Origin of the sequence: Salinicola socius (genome assembly GCF_001937195.1) — a bacterium.
GTDB classification, from domain to species: Bacteria; Pseudomonadota; Gammaproteobacteria; order Pseudomonadales; family Halomonadaceae; genus Salinicola; species Salinicola socius.
The window spans coordinates 125,813-143,475 of sequence record NZ_MSDO01000002.1 but is presented as its reverse complement, the minus strand read 5'-3'; the positions used below and the strand labels follow the sequence as shown (position 1 = coordinate 143,475).

At 61.7% G+C, this 17,663-nt stretch carries 13 protein-coding genes and 2 tRNA genes; 1 reads left to right on the top strand and 14 read right to left on the bottom strand.

The genetic code is table 11. The annotated features are described in order from the left end of the window. Positions 1–60: 60 nt before the first annotated feature. From infB to rlmE, 11 genes are all read right to left on the bottom strand, one after another. Entirely contained in the window at positions 61–2,583 is a 2,523-nt protein-coding gene (infB, locus tag BTW07_RS02365; RefSeq protein ID WP_075568551.1) for a translation initiation factor IF-2, read from the bottom strand. Positions 2,584–2,610: 27 nt separating this feature from the next. After that, a complete protein-coding gene (gene nusA, locus BTW07_RS02360; RefSeq protein WP_075568550.1) occupies positions 2,611–4,104 on the bottom strand; it encodes a transcription termination factor NusA in 1,494 nt (497 codons plus the stop codon). Positions 4,105–4,211: 107 nt separating this feature from the next. After that, on the bottom strand, positions 4,212–4,673 hold the full coding sequence (gene rimP / locus BTW07_RS02355) for a ribosome maturation factor RimP (protein WP_075568549.1): 462 nt from the start codon (positions 4,671–4,673) through the stop codon (positions 4,212–4,214). Between the two features lie 173 nt (positions 4,674–4,846). Then, positions 4,847–4,923: transfer RNA gene (locus BTW07_RS02350), tRNA-Met, on the bottom strand. A gap of 132 nt (positions 4,924–5,055) precedes the next feature. After that, positions 5,056–5,142: transfer RNA gene (locus BTW07_RS02345), tRNA-Leu, on the bottom strand. Between the two features lie 85 nt (positions 5,143–5,227). Then, positions 5,228–5,608, bottom strand: a complete 381-nt coding sequence (gene secG, locus BTW07_RS02340) for a preprotein translocase subunit SecG (protein ID WP_075568548.1) — start codon at positions 5,606–5,608, stop codon at positions 5,228–5,230. Positions 5,609–5,612: 4 nt separating this feature from the next. After that, the gene (gene tpiA / locus BTW07_RS02335; protein WP_075568547.1) at positions 5,613–6,362 is read right to left on the bottom strand and encodes a triose-phosphate isomerase; all 750 of its coding nucleotides are present in this window, start codon (positions 6,360–6,362) and stop codon (positions 5,613–5,615) included. Positions 6,363–6,441: 79 nt separating this feature from the next. After that, on the bottom strand, positions 6,442–7,827 hold the full coding sequence (gene glmM, locus BTW07_RS02330) for a phosphoglucosamine mutase (RefSeq protein WP_075568546.1): 1,386 nt from the start codon (positions 7,825–7,827) through the stop codon (positions 6,442–6,444). Continuing rightward, on the bottom strand, positions 7,824–8,726 hold the full coding sequence (folP, locus tag BTW07_RS02325; RefSeq protein WP_075568545.1) for a dihydropteroate synthase: 903 nt from the start codon (positions 8,724–8,726) through the stop codon (positions 7,824–7,826). Before folP ends, glmM begins: the two co-directional genes overlap by 4 nt. 152 nt (positions 8,727–8,878) lie before the next feature. Beyond that, on the bottom strand, positions 8,879–10,846 hold the full coding sequence (ftsH, locus tag BTW07_RS02320; RefSeq protein ID WP_075568544.1) for an ATP-dependent zinc metalloprotease FtsH: 1,968 nt from the start codon (positions 10,844–10,846) through the stop codon (positions 8,879–8,881). Positions 10,847–10,936: 90 nt separating this feature from the next. Then, the gene (gene rlmE, locus BTW07_RS02315; RefSeq protein ID WP_075568543.1) at positions 10,937–11,614 is read right to left on the bottom strand and encodes a 23S rRNA (uridine(2552)-2'-O)-methyltransferase RlmE; all 678 of its coding nucleotides are present in this window, start codon (positions 11,612–11,614) and stop codon (positions 10,937–10,939) included. Between the two features lie 261 nt (positions 11,615–11,875). Between rlmE and yhbY the strand changes: the two genes are divergently transcribed. Continuing rightward, positions 11,876–12,202: a ribosome assembly RNA-binding protein YhbY gene (yhbY, locus tag BTW07_RS02310; protein WP_075568653.1), complete on the top strand. Its 327-nt coding sequence runs from the start codon at positions 11,876–11,878 to the stop codon at positions 12,200–12,202. 232 nt (positions 12,203–12,434) lie between these two features. Here yhbY and greA read toward each other — a convergent pair whose 3' ends face one another. The 3 genes from greA to carA all read right to left on the bottom strand — a co-directional run bounded on the left by greA (position 12,435) and on the right by carA (position 17,409). Next, positions 12,435–12,911 carry a transcription elongation factor GreA gene (gene greA, locus BTW07_RS02305; protein WP_075568542.1) on the bottom strand — a complete coding sequence of 159 codons (477 nt, stop codon included), beginning with the start codon at positions 12,909–12,911 and terminating at the stop codon, positions 12,435–12,437. Next, positions 12,904–16,137, bottom strand: a complete 3,234-nt coding sequence (gene carB / locus BTW07_RS02300) for a carbamoyl-phosphate synthase large subunit (protein ID WP_075568541.1) — start codon at positions 16,135–16,137, stop codon at positions 12,904–12,906. Before carB ends, greA begins: the two co-directional genes overlap by 8 nt. An 87-nt stretch (positions 16,138–16,224) precedes the next feature. After that, positions 16,225–17,409, bottom strand: coding sequence for a glutamine-hydrolyzing carbamoyl-phosphate synthase small subunit (carA, locus tag BTW07_RS02295; RefSeq protein ID WP_075568540.1), 1,185 nt, complete (start codon positions 17,407–17,409; stop codon positions 16,225–16,227). Positions 17,410–17,663 lie beyond the last annotated feature (254 nt).

The window sequence follows — 17,663 nt, the reverse complement described above, 5'->3', positions numbered from 1 at the left end:
CTCGAGATCCCGCAGGCGCCTATGTCGTAGACAATCTGGGCGCCTGCGGGGTCCAGTCACTTACAGGGTACGCTCGACCTTGACCTGATCGAAGACCTCGATCTTGTCGCCGACCTGGACGTCGTTGTAGTTCTTGACGCCGATACCGCACTCCATGCCGTTACGCACTTCGTTGACGTCATCCTTGAAGCGACGCAGAGATTCCAGCTCGCCTTCATAGATGACCACGTTGTCACGCAGGACACGGATCTTCTTGTTGCGGTGAACGGAGCCCTCGACGACCATGCAGCCCGCGATAGCGCCGATCTTCGGTGCCTTGAACACATCGCGCACTTCGGCGATGCCGACGATCTCTTCTTTCCACTCGGGCGCCAGCATGCCACTCATGGCCTGCTTGACCTCGTCGATGAGCTGGTAGATGACGCTGTAGTAGCGCAGATCCAGACCTTCACGCTCGACGATTTCCCGGGCAGAGGCGTCGGCACGGACGTTGAAGCCGACCAGAATCGCTTCACTGGCCAGTGCCAGGTTGGCATCGGTACCGGTGATGCCGCCGACCCCGGAAGAGACCACAGCGACCTGAACTTCGTCGGTAGAGAGTTCTTCCAGCGCGCCACGGATCGCTTCCAGCGAGCCCTGCACGTCGACCTTGAGCACGACGTTGACCTTGGCAACCTCGTCCTGGCCCATCTGGCTGAACATGTTCTCCAGCTTGGCCTTCTGCTGACGTGCCAGACGGACTTCGCGGTATTTGCCCTGACGGAAGTTGGCGATTTCGCGTGCCTTCTTCTCGTCGGTCAGGACCATGAAGTCTTCACCGGCTTCCGGCGTGCCGTCGAGACCCTGGATCTCGACCGGCATGGACGGGCCGACCGACTCGACCTGCTTGCCGAGCTCGTTGGTCAGCGCCCGGACACGGCCGTAATGCAGGCCGGCAAGGACGATGTCGCCACGCTTGAGCGTACCGTTCTGTACCAGCACGGTCGCTACCGGCCCGCGGCCCTTGTCGAGGCGCGATTCGACGACCACGCCTTTCGCGGGGGCTTCGGGAACGGCCTTGAGCTCGAGCACTTCGGAAACCAGCAATACCGATTCCAGCAGCTGATCGATACCCTCGCCGGTCTTCGCCGAGACCTGCACGAACTGCGTATCGCCGCCCCACTCTTCGGAAATCACACCGTGCTGAGACAGCTCGTTGCGGATCCGGTCGAGATCGGCGCCTTCCTTGTCGATCTTGTTGATCGCGACGACCAGCTGTACGCCGGCAGCCTTGGCGTGTTCTACCGCCTCGACCGTCTGCGGCATGACGCCATCGTCGGCGGCAACCACCAGGATGACGACGTCGGTCGCCTGGGCACCACGAGCACGCATGGCGGTAAAGGCCGCGTGACCCGGTGTATCCAGGAAGGTGACGCCACCATGTTCGCCTTCGACGTGATACGCGCCGATATGCTGGGTGATACCGCCGGCTTCGCCAGTCGCGACCTTGGTGCGACGAATGAAGTCGAGCAGCGACGTCTTGCCATGGTCGACGTGACCCATGACGGTGACGACCGGTGAGCGGGTGATCTCGTCGCCTTCATAGGAGATGCCTTCGAGCACTTCGGTCTCGAGCGCATCTTCCTTGACCAGCTTGGGCTTGTGCCCCATCTCCTCGACCACGATGGCAGCCGTATCCTGATCGATGGTCTGGTTGATGGTGACCGCCGCGCCCATGTTGAACATGGCCTTGATCACTTCGTTGGCCTTGACCGACATCTTGTCCGCCAGTTCGGCAACGCTGATCGATTCCGGCAGCGCGACTTCACGCACGATCGGCTGCGTCGGCTTCTGGAAGCCATGCTCGTTGTCACCGCGACCGCGACGACTACCCCGACGCTCGGCACGCTTGACCTTCTTGGCGCCGCTACCGCGACGACGCTCGGAACGATCGTCATTGTCGTCACGACGGCCGCGACGACCCTGATCACGCTCCTTGTCCTTCTTGGGATGGGCGCGACGATTTTCGGTGCGCTGCTCCTTGGGAGGCGGCTCGACGAACGGCTGACTGTTGGAAGTCGGCTCGTTGTCCTCGACCTGAGGCTCCTGGGGAATGTCGCTCCCCGGCGCCTGGGGTTCGGGCGCCGGTGCGGCAGCCTTGTTGGAGCTTTCCTGCCCGGCGGTCTGGCTCTGCGCCGCTGCGCTCGCCGCTTCGGCAGCTGCCTGCTCGGACTGCTGCGCCTGGTCGGCCATGTCGCCGACCAGTTGCCGCGGCCCCGTTTCCTCGGCCACGACTTCTTCGACCGGCTCCGCATCCCGCTTGACGTAGGTACGCTTCTTGCGCACCTGCACCTCGATGGTCTTGCCGCGCTCGCCCGACCGAATCTTGCTGCGGGTATTGCGCGTCAAGGTGATGCGGTTACGCGGACCCCGTCCGCCACCGTGACTTTTGGTCAGGTGATCGAGCAGACGCTGCTTGTCCTCTTCGGAGACCGCGTCGCTTTCTTTCTGATGCGGCAGACCCGCATCCTTCATCTGTTCAAGCAGGCGAGACACATCGCGTCCCACCTTGCCGGCAAACTCTTTTACGGTCATGTCTGACATTACGACCCTCCTGAACCCGTGACCACGTTACTCTTCGCTCTGAAACCAAGGCGCACGGGCAGTCATGATCAGTACCGCTGCGCGCTCCTCGTCCACGTCGTCGATATCCTTCAAATCCTCGATGGACTGTTCTGCGAGGTCCTCCATGGTGACGATGCCACGGCTGGCGAAAATGAAAGCCAGGTGGCGGTCCATGCCGTCCATCGTGAGAAGGTCTTCGGCGGGCTGAGCGCCATCCAATTGCTCTTCCGTCGCGATGGCCAAGTTGAGCAGCTCATCCTTGGCTCTTGCACGAAGTTCCTCGACCAGATCCTCATCGAACTCTTCGATCTCCAGCATCTCTTCGAGCGGCACATAGGCCAGCTCTTCGATCGTCGTGAACCCTTCCTCGACCAGGATACGGGCGACGTCTTCGTCGATCTCAAGATGGTTGATGAAATATTCGACCAGGCTGTCGACTTCCTGCTCGCGTTTACCCTCGGCCTCGTCAACGGTCATCACGTTGAGCGTCCATCCCGTCAACTCGCTGGCGAGTCTGACGTTCTGGCCGCTACGACCGATGGCCTGAGCGAGGTTGTCTTCGCCGACGGCGACATCCATCGAATGGGCGTCCTCGTCGACGAGAATGGAAGCGACTTCCGCCGGCGCCATGGCATTGATGACCAGTTGCGCGGGGTTATCGTCCCATAAAATGATGTCCACGCGCTCATTACGCAGCTCGTTGGACACCGCTTGCACGCGTGAACCACGCATGCCGACACAGGCACCGACGGGGTCGATGCGCCTGTCATTGGTTTTGACCGCGATCTTGGCGCGAGCCCCCGGATCACGGGCGGCCCCCTTGATCTCGATCAGCTGTTCGGCGATCTCCGGCACTTCGATCTTGAAAAGCTCGACCAGCATGCCCGGCTTCGTTCGCGACAGAATCAGCTGGGAACCGCGAGCCTCGGCATCGACCTTCCACAGCAGCGCGCGCACGCGCTCGTTCATGCGGTAGCGTTCGCCGGGAAGCATCTCGCCACGCGGCAGGAACCCCTCGGCATTCTCGCCCAGGTCAATGATCAGCCCGTCACGTGTCGTTTTCTTGACGATACCGGCGACAAGTTCACCTTCCCGCTCGGAGTAATGCTTGACGATCTGGGCGCGTTCGGCTTCACGCACCTTCTGCACGATGACCTGCTTGGCGGTCTGTGCCGCGATGCGACCGAAGGCGACCGATTCGACCTGCTCCTCGACGACATCCCCTGCCGCCAACGGCGGGTCACGCTTCTCCGCCTCGGAGACCGGAATTTCACGATCTTCGCTGAGATACTCTTCGTCTTCGACCACAGTCCAGCGACGGAAAGTATCGTACTCGCCGGTGCGGCGATCAATCTGAACGCGAACGCTGACGTCCTGCCCCTCGAAACGCTTGCGCGATGCGCTGGCCAGCGCCGCTTCGACAGCCTCGAAAATCACATCTCGGGGCACGCTCTTCTCGTTGGAGATGGCGTCAACGACCAGCAGTATCTCTTTGCTCATGCCTATGCCTCGCCGAAAAACCGGTTCTTTGTCTCGAATAACTGAATCGATCTCGAATAGCCGAGTCAGCCTCGAATGACTGGGTCATCGAATAACAGGGAGTCGAATCAGTCGTCGAATTGCGGGACGACGCGAGCCTGATCGATGCTTTCTATAGGAAAGCAGTACTCTTCCGAGTCGATATGCAACAGCACTTCATCGCCGTCGATACCGGCCAGACGCCCCTGGAACTTGCGCCGACCATCGAACGCGGTGCGCAACTTGAGCTGCACCACATGGCCGCTGAAGCGCGAAAAGTGATCGAGCGTATAAAGTGGGCGATCGAGTCCGGGAGAGGAAACTTCCAGACTGTAGTTGCCCGAGATCGGGTCTTCGACATCCATGATGCCGCTGACCTGGCGACTGACGCCGGCGCAATCGTCGACCGAGATGCCGTTAGGGCTGTCGATGTAGATCATCAACTTGGAATGCTTGCCCTGAGCCAGATAATCGAGGCCCCACAACTCGAAGCCCATGGCGGTTACCACCGGCTCGATGATCGCATAAAGTGCTGCATCCTTGGTGACCACAAACGACTCCTACAGCAGTTGCATCAGGCACCTGACCGGGAGTTGAGAGACATGCAAGGTGCTAGGTGGCTGACTGGCATTGACGTCAGCAGCGACGTCGACAACGGCCAACGTTGAAACGACAAAGCTACTAACAAAAAGCCCCTTCTCAGGAAGGGGCCTTTCAAGAAACTTGGTAGCGGGGACCGGATTTGAACCGATGACCTTCGGGTTATGAGCCCGACGAGCTACCAGACTGCTCCACCCCGCAACATCAGGTTGGCGATTATAGGAACGTCCTTGAGATGGGTCAAGGAAGGCCGTGATATCGCCGGATTCTTTCGCAAGAATCGTCATGCTATCGCTGAGAGATCCGAGACTGCTCGACCGGAAGACTTGACGATGGTGCCGAAGGCGGGACTTGAACCCGCACGACCGTAAGGTCACTACCCCCTCAAGATAGCGTGTCTACCAATTCCACCACTTCGGCATCAGGGGGTGTGTAGCACCTTGGCGCTACACGAAATTCACTACAACCAATGATTCAATAGGAGGTAACGAATTTTCCTTTCCACTCAAGGATTTGACGAATCTTGATCGCCACCTTCCTCGAGTGCTGGCGCAGCATTATTCCCGCTTTGAGCGCCGTCGTCAAGCGTAGGCGCGCCATTATGTTGTTGCTCGATCACCTGCGCGTCGGGAATGCCGCTCTGCGGCGCGCTGCCGGCGTTGGTCGCGAAGTACGCAAGCCCCAGCGAGGTAACGAAGAAGAGCGCCGCCAGGCCGCCGGTCAGCTTGGATAGAAACCCGCCGCTACCCCGAGAACCGAAGACGGTCTGAGAAGAGCCGCCGCCGAAAGCCGCGCCCGCTTCAGCGCCCTTACCCTGCTGCAGCAGGACCAGAACCACCAGCGCGATGGCGGCCAGAACATGAACCAATAAAATTGCTATCTGCATGAAATCAACCTGCTGACTGACAAATCGCTATGAAATCGTCGACCTTGAGCGACGCACCGCCGATCAGGCCGCCGTCGATATCCTGCTGCGCGAGCAACTCTTTGGCGTTACTCGCGTTCATGCTGCCGCCGTATAGCAAACGCAGCGCATCGGCCAGTTCACGATCGAAGCCGGATTGATAGCGCCGAATCGCGGCCATCATCTGCTGAGCCTGAGCTGGCGAAGCCGTGCGCCCGGTACCGATGGCCCACACGGGCTCGTAGGCAATCGTCATCTGCTGGCGCTGCGCCGAGTCGAGCCGCGCCATGACGTAGCCCACCTGGCGCAGCACGACCTCCTCGGATCGGCCGGCATCTCGCTCCTCGAGCGTCTCGCCGACACAGAGTATCGGCTTGATGCCCGCTTCGAGCGCGGCCATCACGCGCTCGTGAACCTGCTCGTCACTTTCGTGATAGAGCTGGCGACGCTCGGAATGGCCGACCAGCACGTAGTCGACGCCGAACTCATTGAGCATCTGCCCGCTGACCTCGCCGGTACGAGCCCCCGAGTGCAGCGGATTGAGCGTCTGCGCTCCCAGCCCGACGGGCGTTTTCACAAAAGCTTGGCGTGCAGCATCGAGATAGGGAAATGGAGGATGGATCACCACGTCGACTGGCGACGGCAGATCAATCTCGGCGAAGGCTCGACCAAAGGTCTCGATCAGTTCCTTCGAGCCATTCATCTTCCAGTTACCCGCGATCAGCGGCTTGCGCATGCAACCTCCCATCGGTGGTGCGACATGGTATAAGAGCCTTGACAGCAAGACAACAACCGCTGCCGGCTATCGAGCCAGCTCAGGCGATCAAGGTTTCGACACTATTGGCAATTCGCTCGGCCATGGCCTGCACATCGAATCGTGGCCGACCCTCTACCATCACCCGGATCAGCGGCTCGGTGCCCGAAGGGCGCAGCAAGACCCGGCCGCTGCCACCGAGCTCGTCCTCGACGGCCTCCACCGTCTGGCGCAGCGCCTGACTTTCCAGCAGCGCCCTGGCATCGGTTCCGCTCGGCAGGCGCACATTGACCAACGACTGCGGCGTCTTGTCGAAACCGTCGAGCAACTGCTCCAGTGGCGCGTTCTCCCGCACCATGACGGCCAGCACCTGCAAGGCCGAGACGATCCCGTCACCGGTAGTCTGGACGTTGCGGCAGACGATATGACCCGAGGCCTCTCCGCCCAGCAACCAGTCGTTGGCAAGCAGGCGTTCGACCACGTAACGGTCCCCGACCTGGGCACGCTCGAAGGGAATGCCCTGTTTTTCGAAAGCGGCCGCCAGACCGAAGTTGGTCATGAGCGTACCCACGACCCCGCCGTTGAGTTTTCCTCGGGCATGCAGATCCCGCGCGATGATGTACAGGATCTCATCACCATCGACCAGCGCGCCGCGTCGATCGATCATCAGCACGCGATCGCCGTCGCCGTCGAACGCGATCCCCAGATCCGCCTGTCGCGCCAGAACGGCCTCGCTCAAGCGCTCGGTGTGCGTCGAACCGACGCCCTGGTTGATATTGAGACCATCGGGCTCGCCACCAATGACGCTGACATCGGCGCCAAGCTCGCGAAAGACGTTGGGCGCAATGTGGTAGGTCGCGCCATGGGCGCAGTCCAGCACGATTCTCAGGCCATGCAACTCGAGGCGGTTGTGAACCGTCGATTTGCAGAATTCGATGTAGCGCCCGGCGGCATCATTGATGCGAACCGCCTTGCCGAGCTGATTCGGTGCCATGGTTTCCAGCGGCTTGTCGAGCTCTTCTTCGATTTCGGTCTCGACCTCATCGGCAAGCTTCAACCCTTCCGCCGAGAAGAACTTGATGCCGTTGTCCTGGTAGGGATTGTGCGAGGCGGAGATCACGATGCCGGCATCGGCGCGAAAAGTACGTGTCAGATAGGCGATGCCTGGTGTCGGCATCGGCCCCAGCAACGACACATCGGCCCCGGCGGCCGACAACCCGGCTTCCAGCGCCGACTCGAACATGTAGCCGGAGATTCGCGTGTCCTTGCCGATGATCACCTTGGGTCGCGTGGACTGCGCCGATTTCTGCCGCGCCTGACTGCCGGACAGCTTGCGCGACAGCACCCGCCCCATCGCCCAGCCCAGCTTGAGCATGAAGTCTGCCGTGATGGGATACTCGCCGACGGTACCGCGGATACCGTCGGTACCAAAATAACGTCTACTCATGTTCGTTCCGTTCCTGAAGCTGGTCGTTCCGTTCCTGACGCTGATCGCTCCTGAAGTACCGCCCAAGCCATATTGATGGCGTCGACCGTCGGCGCGACGTCGTGCACTCTGATAATTCTAGCGCCACGCTCGACGGCCATCACGCTCAATGCCAGCCCGCCGGGCAGACGCTGGTCGACAGGCCGTTCCAGCAGCTGGCCGATCATGCTCTTACGCGACATTCCCGCCAACAGCGGCAGTCCCAGAGTTGCCAGTAACGCCATGCGATTGAGCAGCCGCAGATTGTGATCCAGCGTCTTGGCGAAACCGAAGCCCGGGTCCAGCACCAGACGCTCGCGCGCAATGCCTGCCGCTTCGCAGATCGAAATACGTTCGCGCAGGAAATCGACCACGGCCTCTTCGACCGGGCGGTCGTAATGCGGCGCCTGCTGCATCGTCTGCGGCTCCCCCGCCATATGCATGAGGCAAATCGGCAGGTCGGCGACCGCGGCCGCCTCGAGCGCACCGGGCCGCGTCAGCGAGCGCACGTCGTTGATCATGCCGGCGCCAGCCTCGGCGACCTCACGGATCAGTTCGGGCGCACTGGTATCGACCGAAACCAACGCATCGAACTCCGATACCAGCATCTCGACCACCGGCAGCACTCTGTCGCGTTCGGTCTGGAGCGATACCGGTTCGGCACCCGGCCGCGTCGATTCGCCGCCAACGTCGATGATCGCCGCACCTTCCTGAAGCAGACGCTCGGCGTGGCGACGCGCGTCGTCCAGGCGATCATGTCGACCGCCGTCCGAAAAGGAGTCCGGCGTCACGTTCAGAATACCCATGACGCGCGGCCGGGAAAGATCGAGATGATGATGGCCGCAGCGCAGTCGAGCGCCAACGGGTACCGAATCCGTCATGGAAGTCCGCCGTTCACAAAGGCGTTCACTCTAGGCAGGACGCGACCTTTGCGCAACCGACCTGAAACGCAGCGGGGCGTCATTACTGACGCCCCGCTGCCCTTGCTGACGTTTCTTGCAAGGTTCCAACCGCCTCGAAGCGCCGGATGACCTCAGAGTCCTGACGGCCCACCCAGAGGATCCGAGGGGCGACGGTTACCGGGCTCGTCATCCGACGTCCCTTCGTCGCCTGGCTGCGGCTCAGGATCGCTGACCGGCCGGCCAGAACCCGAGCTCGGACCATCGTCACCCCAGTCCTTCGGCGGACGCGGCGGGCGACCTTCCATGATGTCCTTGAGCTGGGCAGCGTCGATGGTTTCGTACTGCATCAGCGCTTCGGCCATCAGGTCGAGCTTGTCGCGGTTGTCCTCGAGAATCTTGCGCGCCATGGCATAGCATTCGTCGATGATGCGACGCACTTCCTTGTCGAGACGGGTCGACGTCTCGCCAGAACTCAGCTTGCCGCCACCCTGACCGGGACCACCGAGGAACTGATGCGATTCGTCCTCGTCGTACATCAAAGGCCCCATCTCCTCGGAGAGGCCCCACTTGGCAACCATGCTGTGCGCAAGCTCGGTGGCCCGCTTGATGTCGTTGGAGGCACCGGTGGTGACCCCATTCGGCCCAAGCGTCATCTCCTCGGCGATCCGGCCGCCGAACAGCGAGCAGAGCTGGCTGATGATCTGCTGACGGGAATAGCTGTAGCGGTCTTCCTCGGGGAGGAACATGGTCACGCCCAGCGCACGACCTCGCGGGATGATGGTGACCTTGTAGACCGGATCGTGCTCGGGCATGACCAGGCCGATAATGGCGTGGCCGGCTTCGTGATAAGCGGTATTGAGCTTGTCCTTCTCGGACATGACCATGGAGCGACGCTCGGCCCCCATCATGATCTTGTCCTTGGCCAGCTCGAGCTCTTCCATGCCGACGGTGCGACGGTTACGGCGAGCCGCGAACAGGGCGGCTTCGTTGACCAGGTTGGCCAGATCCGCGCCCGAGAAGCCCGGCGTACCGCGAGCGATGAGGCTCGCCTGCACGTCGTCACCCATCGGCACCTTGCGCAGGTGCACGTTGAGAATATGCTCGCGACCCCGAATATCGGGAAGCGGCACGGTCACCTGGCGGTCGAAACGGCCGGGGCGAAGCAGCGCCGGGTCGAGCACGTCCGGACGGTTGGTGGCGGCAATGACGATGATGCCATCGTTGGCCTCGAAGCCATCCATCTCGACCAGCAGCTGGTTCAGCGTCTGCTCGCGCTCGTCATGCCCGCCGCCCATGCCGGAGCCACGATGGCGACCGACCGCGTCGATCTCATCGATGAAGATGATGCACGGAGCCTGCTTCTTGGCCTGCTCGAACATGTCACGGACGCGGGATGCCCCCACGCCGACGAACATCTCGACGAAGTCCGATCCCGAAATGCTGAAGAATGGCACCTTGGCTTCACCGGCGATCGCCTTCGCCAGCAGCGTCTTGCCCGTCCCCGGCGGCCCCACCATCAGCACGCCACGCGGAATCTGACCGCCCAGCCGCTGGAATTTCGTCGGATCCTTGAGGAAGTCGACCAGTTCGACGACCTCTTCCTTGGCCTCGTCACAGCCTGCAACGTCGGCAAAGGTGGACTTGATCTGATCCTGGCTCAGCAGCTTGGCTTTCGACTTGCCGAAGCTCATCGGGCCGCCTCGACCACTGCCGCCACCCTGCATCTGGCGCATGAAGAAGACGAAGATCCCCAGAATCAACAGAATCGGGAAACTGGCGATGAGCAGACGCGTCCACAGGCTCTGCTCCTCGGGCTTCTGGCCGACGACCGTGACGTCGTGCGCCAGCAGGTCATCCATCAGCTTGGGGTCCTGAGCGGCCGGACGGATCGTCTGGAACTGCGTGCCATCTTTGCGCTCACCGTTGATGGTGAAGCCATCGATGGTCACGCTGCGCACCTGGTCGTTCTGGACCTGCTGCACGAATTGCGAGTAGCTCGTCGTTTGCGGCGAGCTATCGACGCTGAAATTGTTGAACACCGTCAGCAGTACAGCTGCGATGACCAACCAGAGAATTAGATTCTTCGCCATGTCGTTCAAGACACCACCCTCGTAGTACGAACCTTGCTGCCTGCGCTTGCCGTGGTCTGACACTACACTAGATGGAGGCGTTCAACCACGCTTGCAAGCCTAGCCCTGAAATCCCTGCGCCAGCAGATAGACTTCTCGGGAACGGGCCCGTGATGCCTCCGGCTTGCGCGTTACTACCTTGCGAAAACTGCTGCGCAGATCCCGCAGATAGTCATCGAATCCTTCGCCCTGCAATACCTTGGCCAGAAAATGGCCGCCGGGCGACAACGTCTGTCTTGCCAGGTCGAGCGCCAGCTCGACCAGATACATCGCCTGAGGCTGATCGATCGCCGCCATGCCGCTCAGGTTCGGCGCCATATCGGAAAGCACCAGATCGACGGGGCGTCCGTCCAGTTCGGCCAGAATCGCTTCCAGCACGCTCTCTTCCGTAAAGTCGCCCTGAATGAAGCTCACGCCCGCCAGCGCGTCCATTTCCAGAATATCGGAGGCGATCACCACACCTTCGGTGCCGACTTTTTCCGCGGCGACCTGGCTCCAGCCACCGGGCGCGGCGCCAAGATCGATCACCGCCATCCCCGAGCGCAACAACTTGTCACGCTCGTCCAGCTCCAGCAACTTATAACTTGCACGCGAACGATATCCATCTTTCCAGGATTGCTGGACATAACGATCGTCGAAATGCTCTTTCAACCAGCCCGCGCTGCTTTTGCTCTGCCGGGTCGGAGAGCCGGGCTTGTCGGGGCTGGATTTGGGTCCTGAGCGGGAAGCGCGCGCCACTGGTGATCACCTGAAGAATAGCCGAAGAAACGTAAAGCGGAGATGCAAGGCTGGATAGCCAAGAGCGGTAGATCGCTCAGACGGACAGAGGACGGGAAACCGGAAGTGTCGCCCCTGCAATCGATCGGCAACCTTCACTGAGCCGAAGGCATCTTTCCTGTTGCTACCGAAACCCGTACCATGGCGCGTTTCGACAGTGCGGTGGTGAGACCGATTGCAGCACCGCTGACAATTATCGCGAAGTTCAACGGTCAGACTATCATGAGCCTAACATCCGCACAAAAGAAAGCCTTCCGCAGCATCGGCCACCACCTGCAGCCGATCGTCACCGTGAGTGAAAACGGTTTGAGCGAGGGCGCCCAGCAGGAACTCGAGCGCGCGCTGCGTGATCATGAACTGATCAAGGTCAAGCTGGCGATCGCCGAGCGCGAGGAGCGCCAGGCCATGGTCGAGGAGCTGGTGGCAATCTCCGGTGCGGAACTGGTCCAGACCCTGGGCAAAGTGGCACTACTCTATCGCCACAACCCCAAGGTCAATCCCAAGCTCTCCAACATTCAGCGCGCCGAAGACCATCACGGGCGGCACTGAGCCGCGAGCCGCGAGCCGCGAGCCGCGAGCCGCGAGCCGCGAAAACAGAATGCTCCAGAACGAGAGAAGCCGCGACACTGTCGCGGCTTCTCTCGCTTGCGGCTACCTGTTTTGCAAGCGCTTGCGAGCTAGGAACAGACAAGGCGAAAGCGGCCGAGGCAGCGGAGTTGCGGGGTGTAAATGAGCATGCCGAGGCCGTTCTCAATGCCGTTTGACCGACGCGCGCAAGCGGTCAAATATGCTCGACGCCGGAGATTTCGTACTCCACATCGCCACCCGGGGTGCGCACGTTGACCACGTCACCTTCCTGCTTGCCGATCAGCGCTCGCGCGATGGGTGAGGTGATCGAAATCTTGCCGGCCTTGATATCGGCTTCATCCTCGCCGACGATCCGGTAGCGCACTTCTTCGTCGGTCTCGAGATTGAGCAGCTCGACGGTGACCCCGAAGATCACCTTGCCGCTCTTCGTGACCTTGGTCACGTCGATGACCTGAGCCAGCGACAGCTTGCCCTCGATCTCCTGAATACGCCCTTCGATGAACCCCTGCTGCTCGCGAGCGGCATGATATTCGGCGTTCTCCTTGAGATCGCCATGCTCGCGGGCGACCGCAATATCGCTGATCACACGCGGACGTTCCACGCCCTTCAACTGCTCCAGCTCCTGGCGCAAGGCCTGCTCGCCGTGGACGGTCATCGGGACCTTATTCATTGACTACTCCTGCATGCTGTTCCTGCAGCCGCCGCACCGTGATCGCGTTACCGTACTCCAGCGCCATGCACACGGCACGTGCCCCCGCCAGCGTCGTGGCATAGGGCACCTTGCGTGCCAGCGCAGTGCGCCGGATGACCGAGGAATCATTGATCGCCTGGCGGCCTTCGGTGGTATTCACGATATAGGCGATTTCGTCGTTCTTGAGCAGATCGACGATATGCGGACGGCCTTCAAAAACCTTGTTGACGACAGCAACGGACAGACCAGCCTCTTCCAGAGCCCTGGCCGTGCCGCGCGTTGCAATTAGACTGAAGCCCAAGGCTAGCAGAGATTGGGCCACCTCGATAACACCTTGCTTGTCGGGCTCGCGCACCGAGAGAAACGCCTGACGCTCGCCGGTCAGCCTCGGAATCGCTTCGCCGGCGCCCAGCTGCGCCTTGTAGAACGCTTCGGCGAAGGTCGCCCCGCTCCCCATCACCTCGCCGGTCGACTTCATCTCCGGCGACAGGATCGGATCGACCCCCGGGAACTTGTTGAACGGGAACACCGCCTCCTTGACGCTGTAGTAGCCGGGGATGATCTCGCGGGTGAACTGCTGCTCGACCAGGGTCGTTCCGGCCATGCAGCGTGCTGCCACCTGTGCCAGCGACGTGCCGATGCACTTGGAGACGAACGGCACGGTGCGCGAAGCGCGCGGGTTGACCTCAATGACGTAGATCTCGCCATCCTGCCACGCCAGCTGCACGTTCATCAGCCCGACCACGTTGAGTTCGACCGCCATGCGCTTGACCTGATCGCGCATCTCGTCCTGCACTTCCGCCGGCAGCGAGTACGGCGGCAGCGAGCAGGCGGAATCCCCGGAGTGCACGCCCGCCTGTTCGATATGCTGCATGATGCCGCCGATCACCACCTGCTGGCCGTCGGAGACGGCATCGATGTCGACCTCGATCGCCGCGCTCAGAAAGTGATCCAGCAGCACCGGCGAGTCGTTGGAGACCTTGACCGCGTGGGTCATGTAGTTCTCGAGCTCGGAGGCGTCGTAGACGATCTCCATGGCCCGGCCGCCGAGCACGTAGCTCGGACGCACCACCAGCGGATAGCCGATTCCCTCGGCCTTGGCGAAAGCGTCTTCGAAACTGCGCGCCGTGGCGTTGGGGGGCTGCTTGAGCCCCAGCTTTTCGATCATCTTCTGGAAGCGTTCGCGATCTTCGGCGCGATCGATGGCATCCGGCGTGGTGCCGATGATCGGTACTCCGGCCGCTTCCAGCGCGCGGGCCAGTTTCAGCGGGGTCTGCCCGCCGAACTGCACGATCACCCCGACCGGCTTCTCCTTGTCGGCGATCTCGAGCACGTCCTCGAGTGTCACCGGCTCGAAGTAGAGACGATCCGAGGTGTCGTAGTCGGTGGAGACGGTCTCCGGGTTGCAATTGACCATGATGGTCTCGTAACCGTCTTCCCGCATCGCGAGCGCCGCGTGCACGCAGCAGTAGTCGAACTCGATGCCCTGACCGATCCGGTTGGGTCCACCACCCAGCACCATGATCTTCTGACGATCGCTGACCTCCGCCTCGCACTCCTCCTCGTAGGTGGAGTACATGTAGGCGGTATCGGAGGCGAACTCGGCCGCGCAGGTATCGACGCGCTTGTAGACCGGGCGGATATCGAGCTGCTGGCGGCGCTGCCGAAACTCCCCTTCGGAGACACCCAGCAGCAGGGCCAGACGCGCATCGGAAAAACCCTTGCGCTTGAGACGGTAGAGGTCGTCGGCACTCAGATCATGCAGCGAGCGCTTGGCGACGGCGGCCTCGGACCGGATCAGATCCTCGAGCTGAACCAGGAACCAGCGGTCGATGTTGGTCAGCGCGAAGATCTCGTCGACGCTCATGCCGCTGCGCATGGCGTCGGCGATGTAGAAGATCCGATCGGCGCCGGCAGCCTGCAGCTCGCCCTTGATCAGCGCCATATTCTCCTGATTGAACTCGGTGACCTTCGGGTCGAGCCCGTCGACGCCGATCTCCAGCCCGCGCAGCGCCTTGTGCATCGACTCCTGGAACGTCCGCCCGATCGCCATCACTTCGCCGACCGACTTCATCTGCGTGGTCAGGCGGTCGTTGGCCTGGGGAAACTTCTCGAAGGTGAAACGCGGAATCTTGGTGACGACGTAGTCGATCGACGGCTCGAACGAGGCCGGCGTCGCACCGCCGGTAATGTCGTTCTGCAGCTCGTCGAGGGTGTAACCCACCGCCAGCTTGGCGGCGATCTTGGCGATCGGAAAGCCGGTCGCCTTGGAGGCCAGCGCCGAAGAGCGCGAGACACGCGGGTTCATCTCGATCACGACCATGCGCCCGGTGTCGGGATCGACGCCGAACTGCACGTTGGAGCCGCCGGTCTCGACACCGATCTCGCGCAGCACCGCAAGCGATGCGTTGCGCATGATCTGGTACTCCTTGTCGGTCAGCGTCTGCGCTGGCGCGACGGTGATGGAGTCGCCGGTATGCACGCCCATCGGATCGAAGTTCTCGATCGCACAGACGATAATGCAGTTGTCGTTCTTGTCCCGAACGACCTCCATCTCGTACTCCTTCCAACCCAGCAGCGACTCGTCGATCAGCAGCTCGTGGTTGTTGGAGAGTTCGAATCCGCGATCGCAGATCTCCTCGAACTCTTCCTTGTTGTAGGCCACGCCGCCGCCGGATCCGCCCATGGTGTAGGAGGGCCGGATGATCACCGGAAAGCCGAGCGTTGCCTGAATTCTCCACGCTTCATCCATGCTGTGGGCGACTTCGGCCTTGGGGCACTCGAGACCGATGTTCTTCATCGCCTTGTCGAACAGATCGCGATCTTCGGCCTTGTTGATGGCGTCGGCATTGGCGCCGATCATCTCCACGCCGTACTTCTCGAGCACGCCGTGCTTGTCCAGCTCCAGCGCGCAGTTGAGCGCGGTCTGCCCGCCCATGGTCGGCAGGATCGCCGACGGACGCTCGCGCTCGATGATCTGCTCCACCGCCTGCCAGGTGATCGGCTCGATATACGTGGCATCGGCCATCACCGGGTCGGTCATGATGGTCGCCGGATTGGAGTTGACCAGGATGACGCGGTAGCCCTCTTCGCGCAGCGCCTTGCAGGCCTGGGCCCCGGAGTAGTCGAATTCGCACGCCTGCCCGATAACGATGGGGCCGGCGCCGATGATCAGAATGCTGTCGAGATCCGTACGTTTTGGCATGCGCTAACACTCGTCGAAAAGGTGGTGCCGGCGCCGCGCGCCGACCCTGAAAGATTCGATTCAAAGGCTTCGATTCACAGCGTCCGCTCAGGCGGGCTGCGCTTGGCGAGCCTGCATCATCGTCACGAAGCGGTCGAACAGCGGCGAGACATCCTGCGGGCCCGGGCTCGCCTCGGGGTGGCCCTGAAAGCTGAACGCCGGACGGTCGGTCAGCTCGATGCCCTGCAGCGTGCCATCGAACAGCGAGCGATGAATGGCACGCACGTTGCCGGGCAGGCTGGTCTCGTCGACCGCGAAGCCATGGTTCTGGCTGGTGATCATCACCTGGCCGCTGTCGAGATCCTGGACCGGGTGGTTGGCGCCATGATGACCATGATTCATCTTCACCGTTCTGGCTCCGGCGGCCAGCGCCAGCAGTTGATGGCCCAGGCAGATACCGAAGACCGGAATGTTCGTTTCGAGAACTTCCCGGATCGCGGCAATCGCGTAATCGCAGGGCTCCGGATCGCCCGGTCCGTTGGCCAGGAAGACGCCATCCGGGTTCATCGCCAGCACCTCGCTGGCCGGCGTCTGCGCCGGCACCACCGTCAGGCGGCAGCCGCGGGACGCGAGCATGCGCAGGATGTTGTGCTTGATCCCGTAGTCGTAGGCGACCACGTGGTACCGACGCGGGTCCTGGGCGCCATCCGAGGGCCGCTCGTTGCGACCGGTCTCGGCGTAGCCCTGGCCCAGCACCCACTCGCCCTGGGTCCATTCGTAGCTGGATTCGCAGGAGACCTCCCTGGCCAGATCCATTCCCTTGAGTCCCGGGAAGGCTTTGGCGGCGGCCAGTGCCCGCTCGACGGCATCATCGCCCTCGGCGGCATCACCAGCCACAATCGCCCCGTTCAACGAGCCCTTGCTGCGTAGAATGCGCGTCAGCCTGCGGGTGTCGATATCGGCGATCCCGATCACGTTCTCGGATGCCAGATACTCGGATAGCGACGCCGTGCTGCGAAAGTTGCTGGCGATCAACGGCAGATCACGAATCACCAGCCCGGCCGCGCAGATGCGATCCGACTCGACGTCTTCGGAGTTGATGCCGGTATTGCCGATATGCGGATAGGTCAGGGTGACGATCTGGCGGGTGTAGGAAGGGTCGGTGAGAATTTCCTGATAACCGGTCATGGCGGTATTGAAGACCACCTCCCCGCTGGTTTGCCCATCGGCTCCGATCGCAGCACCGTAAAATACACTGCCGTCTTCGAGAGCCAGTATCGCGGGTCTGTTCAAGGCAACATCCTCCTTAACGGGTCATCAACACATTGCGTCGAGGTCTAATGTCACGCCCCTACGAAATCCTGACCGGGCGAGCCGCCGCAAGGCCGTAAAAAAGCGGGACGAAATCCGGAAAAACCGGTTTCATCCCGCTTGTTGTACTGATTGCGGCATCACCTGCGGCGAATCGCTGTTGCCTGCGGCACTGGCCCGGCCAAATTGGCGAAATGATACCGGAAACCAGCGACCGGCTCCAGTACCGATCACGA